The organism is Rhizobium mulingense (genome assembly GCF_029194105.1).
Taxonomy (GTDB): domain Bacteria; phylum Pseudomonadota; class Alphaproteobacteria; order Rhizobiales; family Rhizobiaceae; genus Rhizobium; species Rhizobium mulingense.
Window position 1 is genome coordinate 228,833 of record NZ_JARFVE010000005.1, and the last position, 26,207, is coordinate 255,039.

General features: G+C 61.7%; 15 protein-coding genes. 2 read left to right on the plus strand and 13 right to left on the minus strand.

All coding sequences use genetic code 11. The features are described from left to right. Positions 1-153: 153 nt before the first annotated feature. Together pyc and PYR71_RS13750 are read right to left on the minus strand one after the other, a co-directional pair. Entirely contained in the window at positions 154-3,618 is a 3,465-nt protein-coding gene (pyc, locus tag PYR71_RS13745) for a pyruvate carboxylase (RefSeq protein WP_275619754.1), read from the minus strand. A gap of 174 nt (positions 3,619-3,792) precedes the next feature. Then, positions 3,793-4,539 carry a helix-turn-helix transcriptional regulator gene (locus PYR71_RS13750; RefSeq protein WP_183917508.1) on the minus strand — a complete coding sequence of 249 codons (747 nt, stop codon included), beginning with the start codon at positions 4,537-4,539 and terminating at the stop codon, positions 3,793-3,795. A 381-nt stretch (positions 4,540-4,920) separates the two neighbouring features. On the opposite strand from PYR71_RS13750, the gene PYR71_RS13755 reads away from it, so the two are divergent. Next, the gene (locus PYR71_RS13755; RefSeq protein WP_275619755.1) at positions 4,921-6,684 is read left to right on the plus strand and encodes a glucan ABC transporter ATP-binding protein/ permease; all 1,764 of its coding nucleotides are present in this window, start codon (positions 4,921-4,923) and stop codon (positions 6,682-6,684) included. Positions 6,685-7,032: 348 nt separating this feature from the next. Further along, on the plus strand, positions 7,033-7,386 hold the full coding sequence (locus PYR71_RS13760) for a VOC family protein (RefSeq protein ID WP_275619756.1): 354 nt from the start codon (positions 7,033-7,035) through the stop codon (positions 7,384-7,386). Between the two features lie 50 nt (positions 7,387-7,436). Here the strand turns inward: PYR71_RS13760 and PYR71_RS13765 are convergent, their stop codons facing one another. From PYR71_RS13765 to PYR71_RS13815, 11 genes are all read right to left on the minus strand, one after another. Next, positions 7,437-8,675, minus strand: a complete 1,239-nt coding sequence (locus PYR71_RS13765; protein ID WP_275619757.1) for an OpgC family protein — start codon at positions 8,673-8,675, stop codon at positions 7,437-7,439. Between the two features lie 102 nt (positions 8,676-8,777). Further along, positions 8,778-17,297: a glycoside hydrolase family 94 protein gene (locus PYR71_RS13770; protein ID WP_275619758.1), complete on the minus strand. Its 8,520-nt coding sequence runs from the start codon at positions 17,295-17,297 to the stop codon at positions 8,778-8,780. Between the two features lie 676 nt (positions 17,298-17,973). Continuing rightward, positions 17,974-18,138 carry a hypothetical protein gene (locus tag PYR71_RS13775; RefSeq protein ID WP_183917498.1) on the minus strand — a complete coding sequence of 55 codons (165 nt, stop codon included), beginning with the start codon at positions 18,136-18,138 and terminating at the stop codon, positions 17,974-17,976. A gap of 125 nt (positions 18,139-18,263) precedes the next feature. Continuing rightward, positions 18,264-18,449, minus strand: coding sequence for a hypothetical protein (locus tag PYR71_RS13780; protein ID WP_275619759.1), 186 nt, complete (start codon positions 18,447-18,449; stop codon positions 18,264-18,266). Positions 18,450-18,611: 162 nt separating this feature from the next. Then, positions 18,612-19,361 (minus strand): ABC transporter ATP-binding protein, encoded by a 750-nt coding sequence (locus PYR71_RS13785; RefSeq protein WP_183917494.1) that lies wholly within the window; start codon positions 19,359-19,361, stop codon positions 18,612-18,614. Then, positions 19,358-20,191 carry an ABC transporter ATP-binding protein gene (locus tag PYR71_RS13790; RefSeq protein ID WP_275619760.1) on the minus strand — a complete coding sequence of 278 codons (834 nt, stop codon included), beginning with the start codon at positions 20,189-20,191 and terminating at the stop codon, positions 19,358-19,360. Before PYR71_RS13790 ends, PYR71_RS13785 begins: the two co-directional genes overlap by 4 nt. Beyond that, positions 20,188-21,123, minus strand: a complete 936-nt coding sequence (locus tag PYR71_RS13795; RefSeq protein WP_275619761.1) for an ABC transporter permease — start codon at positions 21,121-21,123, stop codon at positions 20,188-20,190. Before PYR71_RS13795 ends, PYR71_RS13790 begins: the two co-directional genes overlap by 4 nt. After that, on the minus strand, positions 21,120-22,190 hold the full coding sequence (locus tag PYR71_RS13800; protein WP_275619762.1) for an ABC transporter permease: 1,071 nt from the start codon (positions 22,188-22,190) through the stop codon (positions 21,120-21,122). Before PYR71_RS13800 ends, PYR71_RS13795 begins: the two co-directional genes overlap by 4 nt. An 18-nt stretch (positions 22,191-22,208) precedes the next feature. After that, a complete protein-coding gene (locus tag PYR71_RS13805) occupies positions 22,209-23,852 on the minus strand; it encodes an ABC transporter substrate-binding protein (RefSeq protein WP_275619763.1) in 1,644 nt (547 codons plus the stop codon). Positions 23,853-23,952: 100 nt separating this feature from the next. Then, positions 23,953-25,011, minus strand: a complete 1,059-nt coding sequence (locus PYR71_RS13810) for a dipeptidase (RefSeq protein WP_275619764.1) — start codon at positions 25,009-25,011, stop codon at positions 23,953-23,955. Between the two features lie 154 nt (positions 25,012-25,165). After that, entirely contained in the window at positions 25,166-26,191 is a 1,026-nt protein-coding gene (locus PYR71_RS13815) for an ABC transporter permease (protein ID WP_097580528.1), read from the minus strand. Between the last annotated feature and the right edge of the window lie 16 nt (positions 26,192-26,207).

Sequence of the window (26,207 nt, forward strand, 5' to 3'; positions counted from 1 at the left end):
AATACGACCTCAAGTCTATGAGAAAGCCTCCTCACCGGGCAAGGCGAGGAGGCCGTAAACGCGTCGAAAAATCAGCTTTCCGACAGCCCGATCACACACAATCAGGTGATTGGCCGAAGCGGCCGGCCAACTGAACAAGCCGCTCGGTAAGGTTCAACCGGCATAGACAACCAGCAGATCCTTGGCATCGATCTGGTCGCCGGCCTTGACGAGGATTTCGGCAATGGTTCCATCCTTTTCCGCATGGATGGCCGTTTCCATTTTCATAGCCTCGATGGAGACGAGCACGTCACCGGCGCTGACGGCCTGGCCGGACGAGGCGAAGACGCGGCTGATGACGCCGGGCATCGGCGCGCCGACATGGGCACCATTGCCGGGCTCGGCCTTGCGGCGCACGGCAGCACCCGTTGCTCCATGGGCCCGGTCCGGCACCTTGATGCGGCGCGGCTGGCCGTTGAGCTCGAAGAAGACGGTGACCATGCCCTGGCTGTCGGTGGCGCTCATCGCCTGATTGACGATGACGAGCGTCTTGCCCTTTTCGATATCGGCAAACAGCTCGTCGCCATCGGCCAGCCCGTAGAAATAGGCGGGCGTCGGCAGCACCGAGACCGGGCCATAGGTATCCGATGCGAGCGCAAAGTCGGTGAAGACCTTCGGATACATCAGGTAGGAGGCGAACTCGAAATCGCTGACCTGGCGCTCCAGCTTGGTCTCGATGACCTTGCGCTCGGCATTGAGATCGGCTTCCTTCAGCAGCGAGCCGGGACGCACCGTATAGGGCTTTTCGCCCTTCAGCGCCTTCTTCTGCAGCGCTGCCGGCCATCCCGACGGCGGCTGGCCGAGATCGCCCTTCAACATCGAGACCACCGATTCCGGGAAGGAGACTTCGCGCTCGGGGCTGACGACATCGGCGACTGTCAGGTCCTGGCTGACCATCATCAGCGCCATGTCGCCGACGACCTTGGAGGAGGGCGTCACCTTGACGATATCGCCGAACATCTGGTTGGCGTCGGCATAGGCCTGCGCCACTTGGTGCCAGCGGGTTTCCAGGCCCAGCGAGCGGGCCTGCTCCTTGAGGTTGGTAAACTGGCCACCCGGCATTTCGTGCAGATAGACTTCCGAGGCCGGCCCCTTGAGGTCGCTTTCGAAGGCGGCATATTGGTTGCGCACCGCTTCCCAATAGAAGGAGATGCGGCGGATCCATTCCGGATCGAGGCCCGGATCGCGCTCGGAGCCGGAAAGCGCCTCGACAATCGAGCCGAGACAGGGCTGCGAGGTGTTGCCGGAAAGCGCATCCATTGCCGCATCGACGGCATCGACACCGGCTTCGACCGCGGCAAGCACCGTCGCCGCCGCAATGCCGGAGGTGTCATGCGTGTGGAAATGGATCGGCAGGCCAGTCGCCTCGCGCAGCGCCTTGAACAGAACCTTGGCCGCCGCGGGCTTGAGCAGACCGGCCATGTCCTTGACGGCGATGATATGAGCGCCGGCCTTTTCGAGTTCGACCGCAAGATCGGTATAATATTTCAGGTCATATTTCGGGCGGGCGGAATTCAGGATATCGCCGGTATAGCAGATCGCCGCCTCGCAGAGCTTGTTCTCCTCGGCGATCGCATCCATCGACACCCGCATATTCTCGACCCAGTTTAGGCAGTCGAAGACGCGGAAGAGATCGATGCCGCCCCTGGCCGCCTGTCGGACGAAATATTTGACGACATTGTCGGGATAGTTGGTGTAGCCGACGCCATTGGCGCCGCGCAGCAGCATCTGCAAGAGCAGGTTCGGCGCGCCCTCGCGGATCAGCGCCAGCCGCTCCCACGGATCTTCGGTGAGGAAGCGCATCGAGACGTCGAAGGTCGCGCCGCCCCAGCATTCGAGCGACAAGAGGTTCGGCAGCGCATGCGCATAGGTGCCGGCGATGCGGGCGATATCATAGGTGCGCATGCGGGTGGCGAGCAGCGACTGGTGGCCGTCGCGCATCGTTGTATCGGTCAGAAGCACGCGCTTCTCGTTGCGCATCCATTCACCGAACTTCTTCGGGCCGAGCCTGTCGAGTAGCTGCTTGGTGCCGTCCTTGACGCCATTGCCGTTGGCGTAGGGCACCACGGGCTTGGCGGCGTTTTGCAGCGGCTTCGGCCTGTCCTTGGCCTCGGGATGGCCGTTGACAGTGACGTCGGCGAGATAGGTCAAGAGCTTCGTCGCGCGGTCCTGGCGCTTGACCTGCTGGAAGAGCTCCGGCGTCGTGTCGATGAAGCGGGTGGTATAGCTGTTGTCGCGGAATTTCGGGTGACTAATGATTGCTTCGAGGAAGGTCAGGTTGGTGGCCACCCCGCGGATGCGGAATTCGCGCAGTGCCCGGTCCATGCGGCTGATGGCTTCGGACGGGTTCGGCGCCCAGGCAGTCACCTTGACGAGCAGCGGATCGTAATATCGGGTGATGATGGCGCCGGAATAGGAGGTGCCGCCGTCAAGGCGGATGCCGAAGCCGGAAGCGGAGCGATAGGCGGTGATACGGCCGTAATCCGGAATGAAGTTGTGCTCCGGATCTTCGGTGGTGATGCGGCACTGCAGCGCATGGCCGTTGAGACGGATGTCGGCCTGAGCGGGAACGCCCGATTCCGGCGTGCCGATCGCAGCACCGTCAAGGATATGGATCTGCGCCTTGACGATATCGATGCCGGTGACGACTTCGGTCACCGTATGCTCGACCTGGATGCGCGGATTGACCTCGATGAAGTAGAATTTGCCGGTATCGGCATCCATCAGATATTCGACGGTGCCGGCGCCGATATAGTTGGTCGCCGCCGCGATCTTCAGCGAATAGGCGGCGAGCTCCTGGCGCTGCGCCTCGGAAAGATAAGGGGCCGGCGCGCGCTCGACGACCTTCTGGTTGCGGCGCTGGATCGAGCAGTCGCGCTCGAAGAGATGCACGACATTGCCGTGCGTATCGCCGAGGATCTGGCTTTCGACATGGCGGGCGCGCTCGACCAGCTTTTCCAGATAGACCTCGTCCTTGCCGAAGGCGGCCATCGCCTCGCGCTTGGCCTCGGTCACCTCGCGGGCGAGATCCTTCGGATCGCGGATCGCGCGCATGCCGCGTCCGCCGCCGCCCCAGGAAGCCTTCAGCATGACGGGATAACCGATCTCTTCGGCCATCTTCGCCACTTCGGCCATATCGTCCGGCAACGGTTCGGTTGCCGGCACGACGGGCACGCCGACCGAGATCGCCAGATTGCGCGCCGCCACCTTGTTGCCGAGCTGGCGCATCGTATCGGCCTTCGGGCCGATGAAGATGATGCCGGCCTTGTTGCAGGCATCGACGAATTCGGGGCTTTCCGACAAGAGGCCGTAGCCGGGATGAATGGCGTCCGCGCCCGAAAGCTTGGCGACCCGGATCACCTCGTCGATCGACAGATAGCTTTCGATCGGGCCGAGATCGCGCGCAAGATGCGGGCCGCGCCCGACCTGATAACTCTCATCAGCCTTGAAGCGATGCAGCGCCAGCTTGTCCTCTTCCGCCCAGATCGCCACCGTTTTTATTCCAAGCTCGTTGGCCGCGCGGAACACGCGGATGGCTATTTCAGAGCGATTGGCAACGAGTATCTTGGAAATGGGCAAAACGGTCTCCTCCGTCGTTCAGACGCGGGCATGCTGCACCCGCGAAGAAAATTCTTAACTTCTTGTCACAGGAAGTTCAATTTCTCTTGCGACTGCGAAACGCAATTTCTCGCCATGCGAAGGCATGTCGACTGGCAGTATGCGGAGATTTTGGCGAAATGGATAAGGAAAAGCTCAGCTTATCAGGCCATGGCGGAAGGCAAGCGCCACCGCCTGTTGCCTGTTCTTCGCCTTCAGCTTGTTCTGCAGGCCGTTCATATACCAATCGACAGTGTGGTTCGAGATCTTCAGCATCTTGCTGATCTCCATCGACGTCATGCCTTCGGCGAGATAGTGCAGGATTTCCATCTCCCGCCGCGTCAGCGGCGTCTCAGACGGCAGCACCGTCTCCAGCGCCTCGGCCTCGCCTGTCAGCTCGAGCAAGCGCCAAAAGGTCTTGCGTGCCACGGCCTCGAGCAAGGCGATCTCCACCGGCGACAATTCGATCGGTCTGCCGCCGAGACTGAGGCTTCCCAGAATGCCGTTGCGCCCGTGGATCGGAAAGAGATAGCCGTCCTCCAATCCGTGGCCGAAGGCATCGACCATCATCTGCTCCATGCGGCGCCGATGTGCATCGCCGTTGAACGCCGCCATACTCTCCCGCCAGCGGAACGGCCGTTGTGCATGGGTGAGATAGCGCACCATCGGATCGATCCGGACATATTTTTTCGCGGCATATATCTGCAGCCATTGTTCCGGCCAGCGGCCGGCGAGCGGTGCGGCCCGCAGCTCCTGCTGCGCCGGAGTTTGCAAATGGCGCAGCAGACCGTAATACTCGAAGCCGGAAAGGTGGAGGACCTGCTCGAGCTCGGCGATGACGGCATCCGGATCGGGGCACTCTTCCAAAATGACAAGCAATTGAATTAACGAATTAATAGTCACAAAAACGCCCCTGTCCGGACCCCAAGTCCGCATCGAGGCCGTTGGCGGCATTCACACCTTGGTCGCGGAACGGTCTTCTTCAAAAACTGCAGTCTCTAATTTATTGCTGTGCTAAAACATTTATTAAAATGCAAGCGCAAATTGTTTCGGCATATAAGCTGCCCGCAATTCCCGCGCCAGACCCTGATAAAGAAAAATGTGAGGGCTCGTCACCCGATCCACTGCTCCATGCTGTTGATGCCGCTCCGGATTAGCCGCAAGTCGCGAACGGAGGTCGATTAACCCTCAGATGGACTTTGAATACTCCGTTAATCGCCGGTTCAGGTAGCCTTTCGTAGCATCGCATCATTCCCGCTTTCGCAGATGCACAAGAGGTTAGACGTGTCGCTATTCAAGGTCTATGCAAGAGCTCTGCGCTATCTTGGCGCCTACAAGCTCCGCGTATCCCTGGTCGTTATCGCCAATATTGTTCTGGCGACCATCACCATTGCGGAACCGATCCTGTTCGGTCGCATCATCGATGCGATCTCGGGCAAGGGTGAAGTCAAGCCCATCCTGTTCATGTGGGCGGGCTTCGCCGTGTTCAACACCATTGCCTTCGTCCTGGTATCGCGCGAGGCCGACCGGCTTGCCCATGGGCGGCGGGCCACGTTGCTGACGGAGGCTTTCGGCCGGATCATATCCATGCCGCTCGCCTGGCACCACCAGCGCGGCACCTCCAACGCGCTGCATACGCTGCTGCGCGCCTGCGAGACGCTGTTCGGCCTCTGGCTGGAATTCATGCGCAACCATCTGTCGACGGTCATCGCGCTTGCCCTGCTGGTGCCGACCGCAATATCGATGGACCTGCGCCTGTCGGCCGTCCTCATCGTGCTCGGCATTGCTTACTGGCTGATCGGCCGTGTGGTCATGAGCCGCACCAAGGATGGCCAGGCTTCGGTCGAGAACCACTACCATACTGTTTTCTCGCATGTCAGCGACTCGATCAGCAACGTGTCCGTTCTGCATAGCTACAACCGCATCGAGGCCGAAACCAAGGCGTTGAAGTCCTTCGCCGACCGGCTGCTCGAAGCCCAGTATCCGGTGCTCGACTGGTGGGCGATCGCCAGTGCGCTGAATCGGATGGCCTCAACCATCGCGATGATGGTTGTCCTAATCATCGGCACGATGCTCGTTCAGTCCGGCCAGCTGCGCGTCGGTGACGTCATTGCCTTCATCGGCTTTGCCAACCTGCTGATTGCCCGCCTGGACCTGATGCGTCAATTCGCCACGCAGATCTTCGAGGCTCGTTCCAAGCTGCAGGATTTCTACACGCTCGAAGATTCGGTGCGTGAACGCGAAGAGCCGGCCGGCAACGGCGAGATCAAGAGCGTCAAGGGTGCGGTCGAATTCCGCGACGTCTCCTTCGGCTTCGGCAACAGCTCGCAGGGTCTGCACAATGTTTCCTTCTCGGTGAAGGCCGGCCAGACAGTTGCCATCGTCGGCCCGACCGGCGCCGGCAAGACGACGCTGGTCAACCTGCTGCAGCGCGTTTACGACCCGCAGGGTGGCCAGATCCTCGTCGACGGCACCGATATCACCAAGGTGACCCGCAAGTCGCTGCGTCGCCATATCGCCACCGTCTTCCAGGATGCCGGCCTGCTGAACCGTTCGATCAGCGACAATATCCGCCTTGGCCGGGAGGGTGCCAGCGAAGAGGAAATGCGCCGTGCGGCCGAAGCCGCCGCCGCTGCCGACTTCATCGAAACCCGCGAGGACCGTTACGATACGCATGTCGGCGAACGCGGCAACAAGCTCTCCGGCGGCGAGCGCCAGCGCATCGCGATTGCCCGCGCTATCCTCAAGGACGCGCCGATCCTGGTGCTCGACGAGGCGACCTCGGCGCTCGATGTCGAGACGGAAGCCCGCGTCAAGGCGGCGATCGACAATCTGCGTGAGAACCGGACCACCTTCATCATTGCCCACCGTCTGTCGACGGTCCGCGAAGCTGATATGGTGCTCTTCCTGGACAACGGCCGCGTCGCCGAGCAGGGCAGCTTCGACGAGCTCAGCCACAGCAACGGCCGCTTCGCCGCCCTGCTGCGCGCCAGCGGTATCCTGACGGACGACGAAGTCCGCAAGGCCCACGCCACCGAAGCCGCCTAATCGGTCGGGTTTCAAAACAAAGGCCGGAAGGATAGTTCCTTCCGGCCTTTGTTTGGCGGGTTAGGCCAGTCCAATTCCTCCGTGTACATGAGACACCCCTCTGCCCTGCCGGGGATCTCCCCCACAGTGGGGAGATTGGCTGGGCGCACCGGCTTCCCCAACCAACAACGAACCGGTGTTCGCACGACGGCGGAAAGGGACTACGGGGCCAACCTTTTGCCGATCACCCAACTTTTGGGGGATGTTCGGCAGGGGGTGCCGCACGCCGCCGTTCCAAGCCAAATCCCGATTGACCACCCTGCCGATCTTCCTACCTTCCACCTTGTCCAAGCATCGGAGGGAAAGACCATGAAGGTCCTGCGGATCGTCGCCAATATTGCGGCACCCTACACCACGCCGGCGCGGCGATTCTATCAGGATATCCTGGGTCTCGACGTCGTCATGGATCACGGCTGGATCACCACCTTCGGCGCCGCGAGGCCTATGAATGTTCAGGTGAGCGTCGCCAGCCAAGGCGGCTCCGGCACGCCGGTGCCGGACCTCTCGATCGAAGTCGACGATCTGGATGCTGCTTTCGCGGCGATGTCGGCCGCCGGTTTTCCGATCGAATACGGCCCGGTGGACGAGCCCTGGGGCGTCAGGCGCTTCTATGTCCGCGATCCCCTGGGCAGGCTGGTGAACATCCTCGTTCACAAAAACTGAGCCGGCGGGCATGGCCCGCCGGCTCAGTTATATCCAGGCAAAGCTGGCTGCTATTGCCGATTGGTGCGGCGATAGGTGTTTGCCGCTCCACCGATCCGCACGGGCACCGGGACGGCGGCAACCTCGGTGACGAGCTTGCGCTTGACCTTGCCCAGCTGACGCTTGTGTTCGAGATAGTAGGCATAGGTGAATTGCGTCGCAATGCCGGCGATGACAAAGATCGGGCCGACCAGCGGATCCTTGTTGGTAATATAGAGCACCACCTGGCCGACCATGGCGAGGATCGTGCCGGCGACAAAGATGTTGAGCGAATGGCGGCCGAGGATCGTCAGCGGATGGTCCGCGGGACGCCGCAGGATGCGGGAGAATGCGGGGATGCTGATAATCAGATAGGTCAGCGCCAGCACATGCAGCAGCCGCGGCAGTGACAGGAAGGTCTTGTCGAAACCGGTGATAACAGGCGGCAGGCCAAGCGCTGCCAGCGAGTTGCCGAAAATCCAGAGATGACCTGTCACCCAGACGAAGGACAGCACGACGTAAGCGGCGGCGACCCCAAGCAATAGCGGGTGCCGCGGAATCCGGCCGCCGCGCTTGATATGCAGGATCGAGACGATGCCGATCGAAAACAGGAACTGCCATGACAGCGGATTGAGGAACCAATAGCCCTCGATCAGCATGTTGTGCGGCGCCACCTGATAAATGCCGGCGAGCAGCCAGACCGTGCCCGAGACGGCAAGCGCCAGCAGCGGGCTTCGCTCGTTCAGGAGAAGGAGGATGGGCACCATCAGCAGCAACGCCCCGTACATGGGCAGGATATTGTTGTAGCCGATCTGGTGGCCGAGCAGGAGCAGCGCCGGGATACCTTCCTTGAGGTTCATCAGAACCGCTAGAATATTGATTTCGACAAGCAGTCCGGGCCGGTGGAACAGCCAGGCGCCGCAGATGAACAGCGCCAGCGTCATGAAGGTCGTGATCATATGGGCGAGGTAGAGCGTGAAGGCCCGCTTTGCCGCCTTGATCGCCATTCTGAGCCGGTTGCCCGGCTGAAAGCGGGATCCGTAGGCAAGGCCGACGGCAATGCCAGATATCAGCACGAAGGCCTCGGCGGCATCGGAGAAGCCGAAATTCTTCGTCGTCGCATATTCGAAGAATTGCCCGGGAACATGATTGATGAAGATCATGATCAGGGCGAGGCCACGCAGCACATCAAGCCTTGTATCGCGCCCTGGCGCAGCTACGGATAGGGAACTGCGCTCGGCGCCGATGGCTTCGGTCAGCGTGCTTGCCATGGGGTGTCTCCTGTTATCCGATTTTGCAAACGCGACGACGGCCAAAAGGGTTCCCTTTTGGCCGTTCGCGAATCGCCGTGACGTCTGCGTGGAGAAACGCTTTTATCCGAGCGGATATCCCTCTTCGGGATCGGCGATTTCGCTGCCGTTGATCGACAGAGTGTAGCCGCTGGCATTGGACGCTTTTGAGACCGAAATGCGGTATTTGCCGTCGCCCCGCTCCACCTCTGCCGCAAAACCGTCCCATTCAGACGGGAGCGACGGACGCACATAAAGCCGGCCGTCTTTCAGCCGGATACCGAGAATGCCCTCGACGGCAGCCCGGTAGAGCCAGCCGGCCGAGCCGGTGTACCAGGTCCAGCCGCCGCGCGCCGTATAAGGCTCATGTCCATAGACGTCGGCGGCCACGACGTAGGGTTCGACCCGGTATTGCTCGGCCGAAGCCTTGTCGAGCGCATGGGTGATCGGGTTGAGGATCTGGAAGCAGCGGAAGGCATCGTCGCCCCGCTTGAGCTCCGCCAACGCCATCACCACCCAGGTCGCGGCATGGGTATATTGGCCGCCGTTTTCGCGTACGCCCGGCGGATAAGCCTTGATGTAGCCGGGATCCCTGGCGGAATTGATGAAAGGCGGCGTGAACAGCCGGATGATGCGGGCTTCCTCGTCGACCAGTTGATCGAGCACGGCGTCCATCGCCTTGACAGCGCGGGCCGGGTCGCCCTCGCCGGACAGAACGCTCCAGGACTGCGCGATCGAATCGATCCGGCATTCCGGGCTTTCCTTGGAACCGAGCAGCGCGCCATCGTCGAACGTGCCCCGGCGATAATAGCCGCCGTCCCACGCCGCCGTTTCGAGCGCCTTCTTCAAGTCCTTGAGATGTGCAGTCCAGCGCTTTGCGCGCGCCGTGTCGCCGCGCTCTTCGGCATAGGGAATGAAGTTGCGCAATGCACCCGCCAGGAACCAGCCGAGCCAGACGCTGGTGCCGCGGCCGGCGATGCCGACGCGGTTCATGCCGTCGTTCCAGTCGCCGCCGAGGAACAGCGGCAGGCCGTTAGCCCCCTTGCGGGCGATGGCGAGATCGAGTGCCAGCGCCGCATGTTCGTAGACGCTCGCCTTATCCTCGGAAATCTCCGGCTTGTAGAACGAGTCATGCTGTCCCTCGAGAAGCGCCGGGCCTTCCAGGAAGGCAATTTCCTCGTCGAGCACGCTCTTGTCACCGGTGACGCTGCAATAGTGGTAGATCGCATAGCTCAGCCAGACGACGTCGTCCGAGATCATCGTGCGGACGCCGGCACCCGTTCCCGGCAGCCACCAATGCTGGACGTCGCCCTCGCGGAATTGGCGCGAGGCGGCGTTCAGGATCTGCCGGCGGGCGATCGAGGGATCGTGCAGCAGGAAGGCCAGCGTGTCCTGCAGCTGATCTCGGAAGCCAAAGGCGCCGCTTGCCTGGTAGAAGGCGGTGCGGGCCATGATCCGGCAGCCGAGGCTCTGATAGGGCAGCCAGGTGTTGACGAGATTGTTCATCCCGCGATCCGGCGTCGAGATCTGCAGCCTGCCGGTGAAATCCCGCCAGAAGCTGCGGTTTGCCTCGACGGCGTCATCGAACGAAGCCTTGCGGATATCGGCGATGACGTCGCGCGCTTCTTCTTCCGTCGGCATATCGCCGAGGAAGAAGGTGAAGTCGCGCTCCTCGCCGGCGTTAAGCTCGATGTCGATAGCCAGAGCCGCGGCCGGATCGCCGTCGAGTTCGGTCGCACCCGAAAGAGCAGCCGCTGACGTAACGGCCTGCGGCGCCTGGATCGTTCCCGCCTTGCCGATGAACTCGCGCCGGCTTGCGCAGACGCTCGAAGGCGTCTCGCTCGCCGCGAAGAAGGCGGTTCGGTTGGAAAAATCGATGCTGTAGGGATTGGTGGCGAACAGCGCTCCCGTCTCCTCATCATGGCTCGACAGGATGAAGGGTGCCGTGCGTGCCGGATTGTTGCCGAGGACCCATTCGACATAACCGTAGAGCCGTAGTTTGCGGCCGGTCGAGCCGGTATTGCGCAGGCGCAGACGCTGCAGCTTGACCGGCTTGTCGCGAGCGATCGTCTGCGTCAGCTCCAGTGCGATCTCGTGCTGGACGCTTGAAAAGACCGAATAGCCGAGCCCATGGCGGGCTCCGAAACGAATGTCCGGCCGGCGCGACAGCGCCGCGAACGGCGTCATGACCGCACCGCTGTCAAGGTCGGCGAGATAGAAGGCCTCGCCCGAACGGTTGACCACGGCATCGTTCGACCAGGAGGTCAGCTGGTAGTCGCGCGAATTGACGCTCCAGGTGAAGCCTGCGCCTTCGGCCGACACGTGAAAGCCGAACCTGTCATTGGAAATGACGTTGATCCAGGGCTGCGGCGTTGCATGACCGCCGGGCAAGCGAACGACATATTCGCGGCCGTCTCGGGCAAACCCGCCGATGCCGTTCCAGAAGTCGAGATCGCCTTCCTCCTCGATGACGACGGCCGGCACGACAGGCGGCGGCACCGGCGCGACACGCTTGACCGAAGCCTTGTTGCGCTCAGCGCGCTCCATCTCCTGCAGTTCATCCTTCGACGGTGCAAACAGGGCGACGGCGCGGTTGATCTGGTCGACCACCTTGCCGTTCTTCGCATGCAGGGTGACGCGGGAAGCCGCGATCACCGCACGATAGGTGCTCTCCTCCATCAGATCCTTTCGAACCGCGAAGATATGCTGACGCAATCCGTCGGCCTGGCCGATGCGGCGCACGTTCTCGCACATGGCGTCGAGCGCGTGCTGCATGTCCTGTGCGTAGGAAGAGGCGCGTTCGTTCATGATGATGAGATCGGCGGTGACGCCGCGCGAGCGCAGATATTCCTGCGCCAGCAGGGCCTCGCGGGCAATGTCGAGATCCATGTCGTCGTTGACGCGCAACGTGAAAATCGGAAAATCGCCGGAGATCGCCAAAGGCCACAGCGCCGATTGCGACTGCAGGCCGGCCTCGACGGTCGCTTCATCCTTGCGCAGCTGCATGTCGGGATAGACGAGGTAGCGTCCGAGATGCTGGAAGGCTGCCGCCTGCTGCGAGGTGACGCCGACGTGGCGCATCTGCACCTGCGTGCGCGTCCAGGCCTGGACGAGCTCATGGTTGAAGGCGTCGGGATGCCGGTAGCGATTGACGGCCTTGTCGACCTCGTCGCGGTTTGGAGCGGCGATCGTCCAGAAGAACACGCTGACCTTTTTGCCGGCCGGCACACGCACAGTGCGGCGCAGCGACATGACGGGGTCGAGCGTGAAGCCGTCGCTGCCGGAAAGCGTGGCACCCGGATCGAAGGCCGCCGCATCGGCGAGGCTGCGGCCACGGCCGATAAACTTGCGCCGGTCAGTCTCGAATTCCGTATGACGGGTGTCGCCGGCATTGTCGACGATCAGATGGGCGATGCTGATGTTCGGCTCATTCGGATCGCGTTTGTTGCGTTCGGCGCGGATGACGTCGCCGCGCTTGCCGATCTCGGTCTTGATGAACATGCGGGCGAAGGCCGGATGCGCATTGTCGGTATCATCCGAGGTGATGACCGGTTCGAGATAGGATGTGACTTCGATGAAACGATCTTCCGTGCCCATGTTGAGCAGGGTGACACGGCGAGCCTCGGCATCATGCTCTGTCGCGATGATGCACTCCACCTCACTCGTCAGGTCACCAATCGTCTTGGTGAACTGCGCTTTTTCGTCGGCGAACTCGACCTTGATCTTTTCGCCCTCGACCCCCTTCGGCTCTGCTGTCGCCGACCACCATTCGTTGGTGGCGGTATCGCGCAGGAAGATGAAGGTGCCCCAGCGGTCTTCGGTCGGATCGGCCTTCCAGCGGGACACGGAAAGACCATTCCAGCGGGAATAGCCGGCGCCCGTCGCCGTCAGCATCAGCGAGTAATGGCCGTTCGACAGGAATACGAGTTCGCGGTCGCGCGACGCCGGATCGTTGATCTTCCTGATCTCCGGCCGCAGCAGATCGTCCTGGATGCTGGCCGGCGTGTCCGATTCATGCTTGCCGCTCATGACCGGAATGTCGCGCGGCGCCTTTTCCTGCAGTAGAAGCTCCGCCGCCTCGATGACCGGGTCGGAATGGAAGAGCTCGCGCAGATGGCCGTTGAAGGCGACGTTGGCGACGGCGGCAATCGACATGCCGTGATGGTGGGCATAATAATTGTAGACCACCGCGCATTTCTTGCCTTCCGGCACGCGCGTCGGCGTGAAGTCGACCGCGTCGTGGAAGCCGAACTTGCCGAGCGCACCGACCTTGCGCAGCCGCTGCAGATTTTCGAGTGCGCCCTGCGGGTCGTACTGGCTGGCGAGCAGCGAAGCATAGGGCGCGATGACGGCATTGTGGCCGAGGCCACGCTTCAGACCGAGCGTCGGCACGCCGAAATTCGTGTATTGATAATTGAGGTTATGGTCGCGGGCGTTGAAGGCCGCTTCCGAAATGCCCCACGGAATACCGAGCTTGCGGGCGTAGTTTATCTGCTCGACCACAACCAGATTATTGGTCTGGTTGAGGATGCCGCCGCCGCGCTCCTGCATGACGAGCGGTGGCATCAGATATTCGAACATCGAGCCGGACCAGGAGACCAGCGCGCCGCGCGATCCCACCGGCACCACCTGGCGTCCGAGGCGATACCAGTGCTCCGTCGGCAGGTCGCCCTTGGCGATGCCGAACAGGCTGGTCAGGCGGCATTCGGAAGCCAGCAGATCGTAGCAGGCCTGGTCGAGTTCGCCGCTTTCGACACGGTAGCCGATCGACAGCAGGCGCCGTTCCGGCCGGAACAGGAAGCCGAAATCCATCGAGAACGCGAGATCGCGGGCCTTATCGCGCAGCGCCACCAGCCGCGGCCGGAGCGCGTCGACCTTGGAAAGGTCGAAGGTACTGTCGGAGATATGCGCCTCGCAGACCTTGACGAGAGATGCCGCCCATTGGGTGACCTCTTCGCTCTGCTTCGACTTGACCTCGTGGTCGAGATTGGCCGCGAGTTTTTCGATGTCGCGGGCGAGAACGGCGAGGTTGATGATGCGGATTGAGGCGAATTCGTGCTCGCGCTTGACGGCGGCAAGCGCGTTCTGGAAGCCGACAATGCGCTCTTCCAGGCGCCGGCGCAGCGGGCGCACGGTCTTGCGGTCATCCGGCAGATCCGCCAGCACCTCGCCCAAAATGCCTGCCGTATCGCCGACACCATCGAGATTGCCCTGCATATGGGCCGACGGCGCCTCGGCCCAGTTGCGGCAGGCCGAAGAAACGGCGATCAGGTGGCCGGCGAGATTGCCGCTGTCGACCGCCGAGACGTAACGCGGCCCCAGCGTCTGCAGCGTATCGCTGTGATACCAGTTGTACAGATGGCCGCGGAATTTCTCCATTTTGTCGATCGTGGCAATCGTCTGCTCCAACCGCTCGAGCGTCTCCTCGAAGGAGAACCAGCCGAAATGCCGGCCGGACACGACGGAAAGCAGATAGACGCCGATATTGGTCGGCGACGTGCGGGCCGCGACGATGACATGCGGCGTTTCCTGGATATTGTCCGGCGGCAGATAATTCTGCTCGGCCGTGGTGAAGGTCTCGAAATAGCGCCAGGTGCGCCGGGCGATCTTGCGCAACTCGCTCGACACGGAGTCGGCGACTTCGAGCCGGTCCTCGGTCTCGGCCGACTGGCTGACATACCAGGCGACGACAGGCGAGAGGATCCACAGCAGCGCGAAGGGGATGCCGACCAGGAAGGCGTTGTCGCCGGGAAGGGCTGCGATACCAAGCGCCAGCAGCGCCAGCACAGGCGCATGCCACATCCGCTTGTAATAAGAGGCGAGGGTGCCTTGCCCGCCGGCCTGAACGCTGGCGGCGGTCCGCCACTGCAGCATCAGCTTACGGCTGACGAACAGGCGGTAGAGCGAACGGCCGATCGCATCCGCCATCATGGCGGCCGAATCGGCAATGAAGACGATCCGCAATGCGACCTGCGCATTGGCGGCCGTGATATCCGACCAGACCGTATAGAGATGGGCGCGGGCGATGATATCGCTGGTGCGCGGGATGATGCCGTTGATGAGCGACAGCGTCGGCGCCACGAAGAGGCAGAAGATCAGCAGAATCTGCCAGACGAGCGCGCCGAGCGGGCCCATGAAATACCAGCCGAGCACGGAGGCGAAGAACCAGGCGATCGGCGTCAGCGAACGGCGCAGATTGTCGAACATCTTCCAGCGGCCGAGGGCCGTGACGCCGTATTTCGGATTGAACATATAAGGCAGGAGCTGCCAGTCGCCGCGCGCCCAGCGATGCTGGCGCGAGGTCTCCACCTCGTAGCGGATCGGGAAATCCTCGACCAGCTCGAGATCGGTGACGAGGGCGCAGCGCGCCATCGAACCTTCGAGAAGATCGTGGCTGAGGACGGAATTCTCGTCGATCCGGCCCCTCAGCGAGGCTTCGAAGGCATCGACATGGTAGAGGCCCTTACCGGTGAAGGTGCCCTCGCCGGCGAGATCCTGATAGACGTCGGAAACCGTGAAGACATAAGGATCTAGGCCGCGGTTGATCGAAAAGACGCGCTGGAAGACCGAGGCGTCCTTGCCCGTCGTCAACGACGGCGTGACACGCGGCTGCAGCACGCCGTAGCCGCTTTCGACACGGCCGGTTTTCGGATTGATGACCGGGCGGTTGATCGGATGATAGAGCTTGCCGACGAGCTTGGTGACGGCGTCGCGCATCAGGCGCGTGTCGGCATCAAGCGTCATGACATATTGCACATTGGCCGGCACGGCATTGGCGCCCGGCAGATAGGTCGTGTCGCGGTCGCCGCGCAGCAGCATGTTCAGCTCGTGCAGCTTGCCGCGCTTGCGCTCCCAGCCCATCCAGACGCCTTCCGAGGCGTTGTAGAGACGGCGGCGATGCAACAGGTAGAAACGCGTCTTGCCGTCATAGGCATAGCGGGCGGAGAGATTGGCGATCTCGCGCCTTGCATAGTCGAGAACCTCGAGATCGGCGGGCGTCTCCTCGACATCGCTGTCCGGCCAGTCGCTGAGCAGCGCGAAATAGATCTCGCCGCGCGGATTGGCGAGATAGTGGACCTCAAGATTGCGCACGTGGTCGTCGACGCTGTCGCGGTTCGAGATCAGGCAGGGCACGACGAGCAGCGTGCGCGCATCCTCCGGAATGCCCTCCTTGAACTCGTAGCCGACGAGACGCGCCGGCGTCACGAAGAAGGAAAGCAGCGTGTTGAAGAGACCCGTCGCCCCCTCCGATGCCGGCAGCGAGAACATGATCAGCAGCACGGCGATTTCGATCGGACCCATGCCGGCATTCGCCATGAACTTGCCGACAACAGCCATGGCAATAACAGTCAGCAGCATGACGGGAACGGCAATTGCCAGCCAGTTGAACTGGCGCACGGCGCGCACGAAATGCTGGGTAATCGTCGGGCGGTAATTCGCCCGCGCCTCGAGCTTCGGCCGCTGCGTGCCGGACAGGAAGCCGCCGACATTCGGTTCATGCGGCTGCGCCTCGCCCGAGGCCTTGGCGGCATTCGTCATATCGAGCGCCAGCTGGGCGATTTCCATCTCGGTCAACGGCGAACGTTTGGCGAGCTTCTCAATCTGCTTGCGGTATTTGTTGCGCGAGCCAGAATCGAGGATGCCGTAATCCGAATGTTCCCAGAGCAGCTTGTCGACATGGCTGACCTGCTCGACCCAGACCGACCATTCGGTGTCGTCGATCTCGCGCAGGCTGCGGATGATGTTGCCCATCGTCACGTTGCCGGAGGAGAGACGGCTGTGTTCGGCCGTCGTCGCTTCTTCGGTGTTGCGGCCAAGCTCTTCCAGCCGCTCGTCGAGCCAGGTGATCGCCAGGCTCGAGGTCTGCGAGCCGTCACGCAGGCGATAGAGGAACTGCGTCGAGAAGGTGTTGTCCTCGGCCAGCGGTTCCAGCGTCTTCAGATAGGCGGCCGCCCTGGCCGGATCGGTCAGGCGCACCAGCTCGTCGGCGGCCTCGTTGGCGCGGCGGCGCAGCCGGCGGCTGGCTTCGACACGGCTCGAAATACGGCGAAGGTTTTCGACGAGCACGTAGCGGACCAGCGAAGGCAGCGCCCAGAGTTCACCGATCCTCAGCGTCTCGCTGGCCTGGAAGCCGTCGACCAGCGCCGTCAGACTTTCCTGCGAGATCGTGCTGTGGGTATGAGCGACGTAGAGCCAGGCAAGCACCAGAGTGCGCGGAATCTCGACTCCGCCGACAGACATGGTCGGCAATTCGCGGTAGAAGCGGCGGGGGAAGTCACGCCGCACCTCCTGAATTGCCTCTTCGACGATATAATGGTTGTCGAGCAGCCATTCCGCCGCCGGCGTGATCGTCTCGCCGGCCTCGACATCCGTCGCCGTCGTGCGATAGACGCGCAGGATTTCCTTCTGATTTTCCTTGTGGCGTGCGAAGAAATCGAAAGGGGCGAAAGCCGGCAGCTTGTCGACGCCGTTACGGGCGACTGCATCGCCCATCGCCTTGATGTCCTCGATGGAAAGATAGGTCGAGCGGATCGAATCATTGTGATCGATCTGCTTCATCTCGGGTTCGCGAGGAAGGCTCGGAGAAAGAATGGCAATAGACATGGGTTCGGTTCTGGATCCAAACAAAGTTATGGCTGGTTTTGCTCAGCCTTTTGCACTGCTTATCATGACTGCTACATGAACGGGCTCCGATTCGTCGAAGATCGATGAAGCCGGAGTGAATGACGTCTGGCAAGCGATGCAACCCGGCGCAGCCCTGGTCCAGGACAGAGGGCGATCAATACACTCTTCGCAAAACCATGTCGAAAAGTTGGACACCATCGGGACAATTCAAGTCAAGAGGCATGCGCCGCCTGACTGCTGCGCTTGCGCGGCGGGGGATGGCGAGCATGCCGGCGCCCGGTTGCGGCGAGGCAGGCGCAGAGGAAGAATTTTCCGGATCTTCGGCGCGACTTGTTCGCCTGCTTACGGTGTCCGACCGGGGCGTGCGTCGACTTGAACCCGGCCAGACCTAAAGCGCGTCGCATCAAATTTAATTCACGCAACGCGCTTTAGCTCTTTGTTTTAATGCATGTCTCCCGGAACCGCTGCACACTTCCGGGAGACATGCATTAACGGGAGCAAAAATGCGCCGCATGAGTGCGTGAGACGGCGCTCTTTTCGAACGCGTGATAAGGGGAGAGGGATGATCAAGGGGCTTGAAACGCCGAGACAGTGTCCGGCATTCAATAAAGGCGGCAGCCGCAGCCCCGGCGCCTGCCGAGGCTTGTTATGCCGACTATCCAACGACGCCGAAGACCATGGCTACCACGAACAGGAATGCCGCGGTGAAGATTGTCCCATGGAGCACCGTCTGAAGCCTGTGACGCATGGCGTGCGGCTTCTTGGTCGGTACGGAACCATAGTGGTTCACGTGAGTATGCGAAATACCCAGTTCTGCCATATGTCGCCTCCGTTGTTTCTCGTGCGGCCGGTTGTGCGGCTCGCTGTTATATTTCGTATTCCCTATCAGGTAGGTAGAGATAAATTTCCATCCAGAGGGAGCGGAAGAGAAAATTCACCCAGCTCTTAGAGGAGCGTGCGCCATGCCCAGATCAACGAGCGCTCGACGGCGGCCTCGTTCTGGGGCGGGTTGGAGGCCTCGATCAGGCGCCGGTCGTTTTCCGCAGGCATGGAGACCGTCACCTGTTCCTTGCGTTCGGCTCTGGCGGGAGGATCGAGGTAGCCCATGGTCATCCCACCGAGAAAGAACATGCCTTGACCTCCATCGATCACGAAAGCTAACAATCGTTAACGGGATCATGACAGAAGCGGGGCAGCTGTCAATAGTCTAGCTGAATGGTCGTCTTTTAACGAAACATTATCCTTAACCGCAGCGCAGCTGGTTTCTATTCAATAGTTTGAAATGATTGCCTTTCAGGCTTTGACGAAGCCTTTGCTCGCGATCATCAAATTTTTCGTGTAGTCCTCCTGGACCGCGCCCTTTGCCAGCGCTTGCGAGCTCAATCGTTCGACAACGGCGCCATTGCGCATCACGGCGAGCCTATCGCACATATGGGTGATCACACCGAGATCGTGGCTCACCATAATGAAGGTGAGTTTGCGGTCGCGGCGGATCTGCTCGAGCAGGTTCAGCACCTCCGCCTGCACCGAGGCGTCGAGCGCCGATGTAGGCTCGTCGAGCAGCAGGATCGACGGTTCGACGATCAGCGCCCGGGCGATCGCCACACGCTGCCGCTGGCCGCCGGAGAGCTGGTGCGGGTAGCGGAAACGGAAGCCATTGCCGAGGCCGACTTCGTCGAGCGCCCGCGCGATGCGCCTGTCGTTGTCCCCGATGCCGTGGATCGCAAGCGGTTCGAGCAGCAGCCGGTCGATCGTCTGACGCGGATGCAACGAACCATAGGGATCCTGGAAGACCATTTGCACACGCCGATAAAAGGCCTTGCTGCGCTTTGCGCCTTTCAATGCTTCGCCGTCAACGCGGATCGCGCCGCCGCTGATCGGCGCAAGTCCGGCCACGGCGCGCAACAAGGTGGATTTGCCCGAACCGGACTCGCCCACGAGACCGAAGGATTCACCGCGTTCGACATCGATGCTGACATCCTTCAGCGCGTGAAATTGATCGTAGACGACGCTGAGATTGTCGACGTGGAGCGCAGCGCTCATGCCGCCCACTCCGGCCTGCGGTCGAGCACCGGCAGCGGATGGCGGTTCGCGCCGATCTCGGGCATGCAATTCAACAGTCCTTGCGTATAGGGATGCTGCGCATGTTTGAGATCGGCGGCCGCAAGCTCCTCGACAATCTTTCCCGCATACATGACGATGACCCGATCGCAGAAAGAGGAGACCAGTCTCAAATCATGGGAGATGAAGATCAATCCCATGCCGCGCTCCGATACCAGCCTGTCCATGATTCTGAGCACATCGAGCTGCACCGTCACGTCGAGCGCCGAAGTCGGCTCGTCGGCAATCAGCAGCTCCGGCCCGGCGATCAGCATCATGGCGATCATCGCCCGCTGCCCCATGCCGCCCGAAACTTCGTGCGGATGCAGGTCGAAGACTCGTTTCGGATCGCGGATCTGCACGGCCTCCAGCATGGCTAGCGCGCGCTCGCGCGCCTCCGCCTTGCCGACCTTTTCATGTGTGCGCAGTGTTTCGCAGATCTGCCGGCCGATCGTCATCACCGGATCGAGCGAATATTTCGGATCCTGAAGGATCATGGCGATGCGTTTGCCGCGCAGCCTGCGCCGTTGCCCGGCCGAGGCCTTGAGGAGATCGATACCGCTGAAATCCAGCCTGTCGGCCACGACGATGCCGTGTTTCGGCGTCAGGCCCATGATCGCCCGGCCGGTCTGCGACTTGCCGGAGCCGGATTCGCCGACGATGCCGAGCCTTTCCTTGCCGAGCGTGAAGGAGACGTCGCGCACGGCCTCGATCATGCCGGTGCGCGTGGGGTAGCTGACCTTGAGCCTGTCGACCGTCAGAAGCGTCGTCACCGGCCGCTCTCCTTCGGATCGAGTGCGTCGCGCAGGCCGTCGCCGAGCAGATTGAAGCCGAGGCTGACGATGAGGATGGCGATGCCGGGCATCGCTGCCACCCACCATTGATCGAGGATGAAGCGCCGGCCCGAAGCGATCATCGCGCCCCATTCCGGCAGCGGCGGTTGCGCGCCCAAGCCCAGGAAGCCGAGGCCGGCGGCCGTCAGGATGATGCCGGCCATATCGAGCGTCACGCGCACGATCAGCGAGGAAATGCAGAGCGGCATCACATGGCGCACGATGATGCGCAGCGGCGAGGCGCCCATCAGCCTCACCGCGGAGATATAGTCGGACCGCCGGACCGTCAGCGTTTCGGCGCGCGCGATCCGGGCATAGGGCGGCCAGGACGTGATGGCGATGGCGATGATCGCGTTCTGGATGCCGGGGCCGAGCGCGGCGACGAAAGCGAGCGCCAGAACCAGCTTCGGAAAGGCGAGGAAAATATCGGTGATGCGCATCAGCGTCGCATCCACCCAGCCGCCGGCATAACCGGAGACGGTGCCAACGATCAGGCCGATCGGCGCCGAGATGACGGCGACGAGCATGACAACCAGCAGCGTCAAACGCGATCCGTAGATCAGCCGCGAAAGGATATCACGGCCCTGGTCGTCGGTGCCGAGCAGGAATTCACCCGTTCCCGGCGGCAGCAGCCGGGCATTGCGCAGATCGCCGACGACGGGATTGTGTGTGGCGATGATATTGGCGAAGGCAGCGATGAAAAGCAGCGCCACGATAATCAGCAGGCCGACGACGGCAAGCCGGTTTGCGGTGAACTGCCGCCAGGTGACATAGGCGCGGCCGAGGCGCGCCTGCATCCGCGATTGCGGCCGGTCGGACAGCAGCCAGTCGCGGCGGCTCATCGTCGGCGATGGGCTGGCGGGAGCCGTCATCGGTTTCGCGTCCTCGGGTCGAGCGTCCGGTAGAGAAGATCGGACAGAAGATTAATGGCGATGAAAACCGTGCCGATGACGATCGTGCCGCCGAGCACGGCGTTCATATCGGCATTCTGCAGCGAGTTGGTGATGTAGAGCCCGATGCCCGGCCAGGAGAAGACGGTCTCGGTCAGCACCGATCCTTCGAGCAGGCCGGCATAGGAAAGCGCGATGACGGTGACGAGCGGCACGGCGGCGTTGCGCAGCGCATGGCCCCAGATCACCCGCGTTTCCGAAAGCCCCTTGGCGCGCGCGGCAACGATATATTCTTGCGACAGCTCGTTCAGCATGAAGCTGCGAGTCATGCGGCTGATATAGGCGAGCGAGAAATAGCCGAGCAGCGAGGCGGGCAGGATGATGTGGCGGAAGACGTCGTAGAAGACGTCCCCTTGCCCCTGCCAGGCGCTGTCGAGGAGGTAGAAGCCGGTGATCGGCGTGAACGTATATTCGAAGACGATGTCGATGCGGCCGGGAAAGGCCACCCAGCGCAGCTGCGCATAGAAGATGACGAGCGAGATCAGCGCCAGCCAGAAGATCGGCACCGAGTAGCCGATCAGGCCGATGACGCGCACCGCCTGGTCGGCGATGCTGCCGCGACGCACGGCGGCGAGAACGCCGAGCGGCACGCCGACGCAGGCGCCGATCAACGTTCCAAGTGTGGCAAGCTCGATCGTCGCCGGCATGACGCGGCGGATGTCGACCATCACAGGGTTGGTCGTCAGCACCGAATTGCCGAAATCGCCGGAGAGCACGCCTTTGACATAGTTGTAAAACTGCTCATGGAGCGGCAGATTAAAGCCCATTTCCCGGCGCACACGCTCAACGACATGGGTGGGCGCGCGGTCGCCGAGAATGGCGAGCACCGGATCGATCGGCACGACGCGGCCGATAAAGAAGGTGACGGCCAAAAGGCCGAGATAGGTGGTGACGGCGGCGAACAGGAACCGCCCGATCGCCTTGGCGAGCGTGCTGGCACCGCCCTTGCGGGGCCGTGCCGCCACCTGTGTTGTTTCAATGGTGCTCAAGCGACCAATCCTGCCGGATCATTCCTTGGCGATCGGACCGACGAAATTGGTATCGAAGCTCGGACCCAGTTTGAAGTCCTTCAAATTCTTGCGGTAGCCTGCCACTTCGGTCTGCTGGAAGATGATGACGAAGGGGCTGTCGGCGAGGAACTTCCTTTGAATATCCTCGTACATGGCCGCACGCTTCTCACCGTCACGTTCCAGCAGCGCCGCCTTGGCTTGCTTGTCGAGCTCCGGCGACTCCCAGGCATTGCGCCATGCGAGCGTCTTCACCGTGCCGGCGTCGGAATTGTCGGGATTGCTGGTGAACGTATCGGCATTGGAATTCGGATCGAAATAGTCCGAACCCCAATTGCCGATATAGATATCGTGGGTGCGGGCACGATATTTGGTCAGCGTCTGTTTGCCGTCGCCGGGAATGATCTCCAGCTTTACGCCGGCCTGCGCCAGCGTCTGCTGCATCGATTCGGCAATGCCGGTCACCGGCTGGGTGTTGCGCACGTCCATCGTCACCGAGAATCCGTCCGGGACGCCGGCCTTGGCCAGCAGTTCCTTGGCCTTGGCGACATCGAGCTTGTAGGGGTTCTCGTTGAGCGCGCCGAGCTGGCCCTCCGGCAGGAAGGTCTGGTGGATCTCGCCGATGCCCTTGATCAACGTCGCGCCGATCGCATCGTAGTCGACCAGATATTTGAAGGCTTCCTGGACTTCCGGCTTCTTCAGGTTCTCATTCTTGTTGTTCAGGCTGACGTAGTAGATCGTGCCCTTCGGCGCACTGGTCGTCGCCAGATCGGCGTTCTTGGATACGGCGTCGATGTCGCCGGGCTCGAGGTTGCGGGCGATGTCGATATCGCCTGCTTCGAGCGCCAGCCGCTGGGCCGAGCTTTCCTTCATATAGCGGTAGATAACACGATTGAGCTTTGGCTTGTCGCCGTAATAATTGTCGTTGCGCTCCAGCACGACGACTTCGTTGGCCCGCCATTCGCGCAGCTTGAAGGCGCCGGAACCGGCGTAGCCAGTCTTCAGCCACTCATTGCCGAAATCATTGTCGTATTTGTGCTCGGCATCCGGCGTTATCGCCTTCACATGCTCCAGCACGAGCTTCTTATCGACCACGGAGGCGACCGTCGCCGTCAGGCAGTTGAGCACGAAGCTCGGCGCGTAGGCCTTGTCGACCGTGAAGACGAACGTATTGGCATCGGCCGCCTTGGCTTTTTCGGTGACGTTGTCGCCGGTCAGGCCGAACTGGGTGAGGATGAAGGCGGGGCTTTTGTCGAGCTTGACGGCGCGCTCGAACGACCATGCAACGTCTTCGGCGGTAACAGGATTTCCGGATGCGAATTTGAGGCCTGGTTTGAGCTTGAACGTATAGGTAAGGCCGTCATCCGAAACGCTCCAGCTTTCGGCGACATCGCCCTTCACCTTGGACGTATCATTGAGATCGAGACGAACAAGGAGGCTATAGGTGTTGGAAGTGACTTCGGCGGTCGAAAACTCGAACGCTTCGCCGGGATCCATGGTGATGATGTCGTCGATGGCAACACCCTCGACCAGCGTGTCTTTGGGCGCTTCGGCAAAGGCGGAAGGTGCCGTCATCATCAGGAGCGAAAGAGCGGCTCCGGCGGAAAGCAGGCGGAAATTGCGGCTGAGCTTGGTGATCATCATGGTCTGTTCCCCTGTTCTTGATTGATTACGAAGCGTTTTGTAAGTCATATCCCATTAAAACTATTGTCCGTTTTCAGTGCGTCCAGAGCCGTGCCGCACTTTAGGCGTGGTCCTCCCGCCAAGCTTGCGCCAGAATACGAAGCCAATTTTCACGGGCAAGTTTCGTGAGATCGGCCTCACCATATCCAACCTCCCGGAGAGCAGCAATCAGCTTCTGATTGCCGGCCGCGTCGCCGATTTCTTCCGGAATGGTTGCGCCGTCGAAGTCCGATCCGAGACCGACGCAATCGATGCCGATGCGGTTCACCAGATAGTCGATGTGGCGGATCATATCGGCAAGCGGTGTGTCGCTGTCCGAGCGGCCGTCGGGACGCAGCATGGCGGTGGCATAGTTGATGCCGACGAGCCCGCGGCTTTCGCGGATCGCATCGAGCTGCCTATCCGTCAGGTTGCGCGCCACCGGCGTCAGTGCATGGGCGTTGGAATGGCTGGCGACCAGCGGCTGGTCCGTCGTTTTCGCCACGTCCCAGAAACCCTTCTCGGTGATATGGGCAAGGTCGATCAGGATGCCGAGGCGATTGCATTCCCTGACCAGCGCGAAGCCGGCCTCAGTGAGGCCGGGCGCCGTATCCGGCGACATGGGGAAAGCGAAGGGCACGCCATGGCCGAAGACGTTGTGCCGGCTCCAGACCGGGCCAAGCGATCGCAGTCCCGCTGCATAGAATACTTCGAGCGCCGAAAGGTCGGCGCTGATCGCCTCGCAGCCTTCCATATGCATGACAGCGGCGAACATCTCCTCCGCCATGGCGCCGCGGATGTCCTTGACCGTGCGGCAGAGACGCCAAGCGCCGGCCTGGTCGAGCCGCAGCGCGATCGCCGCCATTTCAGTGGCGATCGCAAGGGACGGAAGCGGATCAAGCGGGTCGGCCATCGGCGTAACATAACGGCCGTCGGCATCCGGATCGGCGAAGACGAGATCGCCCGAGGGAATATAGATGGCGCAGAGACCACCGGACAGACCGCCCGCTTTCGCCCGGCGCGCATCGATATGGCCGACCGTTGTGCCGTCCGAAAATTCCGCGATAGGGTCGCTGCCGTCTTTTGAATGTGTCCAGAGTCGAAGGAGAACGTCGTTGTGACCGTCAAATACGAATTGCATCTGTCTTCCTGCACTGCCCCAGGCGGGCGAATGAAGTGGCAGAATAGAAAAGCTGACGGAATTCGCCATCTCTTTTTTTGAAAATCGACCATCGGCGCGAAAACGTAAACGGGGGCCGAAGCCCCCGTAAAATCATGAATGATGCCGGCAGAGATCAGTGCTTGCGGCGCTTCTTCTGTCTGTAGACGTCGATCACAACGGCCGCGACGATGATGAAGCCTTTGACGATCTCCTGGTAATAGGCATCGATTCTGAGGAAGGTGAAGCCCGATGTCATGACGCCGAGGATGATGGTGCCGATGACGGTGCCGGTGATGCGGCCGACGCCGCCGGTCAGCGAGGTGCCGCCGATGACGGTCGCGGCAATCGCATCGAGCTCATATCCGACGCCCATGCTGGCCTGCGCGGTTTCGGCGCGTGCCGCGGTGACGATGCCGGCAAGGCCGGCGAGCAATCCGGCGATCACATAGACCTTGACGAGATGCGCCTCGATGTTGATGCCCGAAACGCGTGCCGCCTGCGGGTTGGCGCCGATGGCATAGGTAAACTTGCCGTAGCGTGTGTAGCGTAGCGCAATATGGAAGATCAGCGCGACGACGAGGAAGACGACGACCGGCCAGGCCTTGGTGCCGATGAAGTGAAACTGCTCGGTGATGCCGGAAACCGGCTGTCCCTTGGTATACCACTTCGCCACGCCGCGGGCCGACACGAACATGCCGAGCGTTGCGATGAAGGGCGGGATTTTCGTATAGGCGATGAGTGCGCCATTCGCCAGACCCGCAGCCGCGCCGATCAGCAGGCCGACCATGATCGGCACCACAGCCGGCAGATCGGTCAGCGAGGGGAAGACTGCCCGTCCCCAGGTGGAGGACTGGGCGAAGCTTGTCGCGATCATCGCCGTCATGCCGACGACGGAGCCGGATGAAAGATCGATGCCGCCTGTGATGATGACCTGCGTGACGCCGACGGCGATGATGCCGATGACCGAGACCTGCAGGATCATGATCGTCAGACGCTGCGAATTCATCAGAAAGCTTTGGCCGATGAACATCCAGCCGAGCGCTTCATAGATGAGTGCTATGCCGACGAGCACGAGGAAAATGCTGAGCTCGGTCGGTAAGCGCCGCCGCCGTTGCCGGGTTGCGAGCGGAGCCGCGCCCTCTGCTGCCTTGGTACTCATGTCAAACCTCCCTTGG

What these genes read in the sequence shown, in the direction of transcription:
- PYR71_RS13785 (WP_183917494.1), bottom strand. Translation starts at nt 19,361, where the DNA reads ATGAGCGCTGCGCTCCACGTCGACAATCTCAGCGTCGTCTACGATCAA.
- PYR71_RS13815 (WP_097580528.1), bottom strand. Translation starts at nt 26,191, where the DNA reads ATGAGTACCAAGGCAGCAGAGGGCGCGGCTCCGCTCGCAACCCGGCAA.
- PYR71_RS13795 (WP_275619761.1), bottom strand. Translation starts at nt 21,123, where the DNA reads ATGACGGCTCCCGCCAGCCCATCGCCGACGATGAGCCGCCGCGACTGG.
- PYR71_RS13775 (WP_183917498.1), bottom strand. Translation starts at nt 18,138, where the DNA reads ATGGCAGAACTGGGTATTTCGCATACTCACGTGAACCACTATGGTTCC.
- PYR71_RS13765 (WP_275619757.1), bottom strand. Translation starts at nt 8,675, where the DNA reads ATGGCAAGCACGCTGACCGAAGCCATCGGCGCCGAGCGCAGTTCCCTA.
- PYR71_RS13805 (WP_275619763.1), bottom strand. Translation starts at nt 23,852, where the DNA reads ATGATGATCACCAAGCTCAGCCGCAATTTCCGCCTGCTTTCCGCCGGA.
- PYR71_RS13810 (WP_275619764.1), bottom strand. Translation starts at nt 25,011, where the DNA reads ATGCAATTCGTATTTGACGGTCACAACGACGTTCTCCTTCGACTCTGG.
- PYR71_RS13780 (WP_275619759.1), bottom strand. Translation starts at nt 18,449, where the DNA reads ATGTTCTTTCTCGGTGGGATGACCATGGGCTACCTCGATCCTCCCGCC.
- PYR71_RS13770 (WP_275619758.1), bottom strand. Translation starts at nt 17,297, where the DNA reads ATGTCTATTGCCATTCTTTCTCCGAGCCTTCCTCGCGAACCCGAGATG.
- PYR71_RS13760 (WP_275619756.1), top strand. Translation starts at nt 7,033, where the DNA reads ATGAAGGTCCTGCGGATCGTCGCCAATATTGCGGCACCCTACACCACG.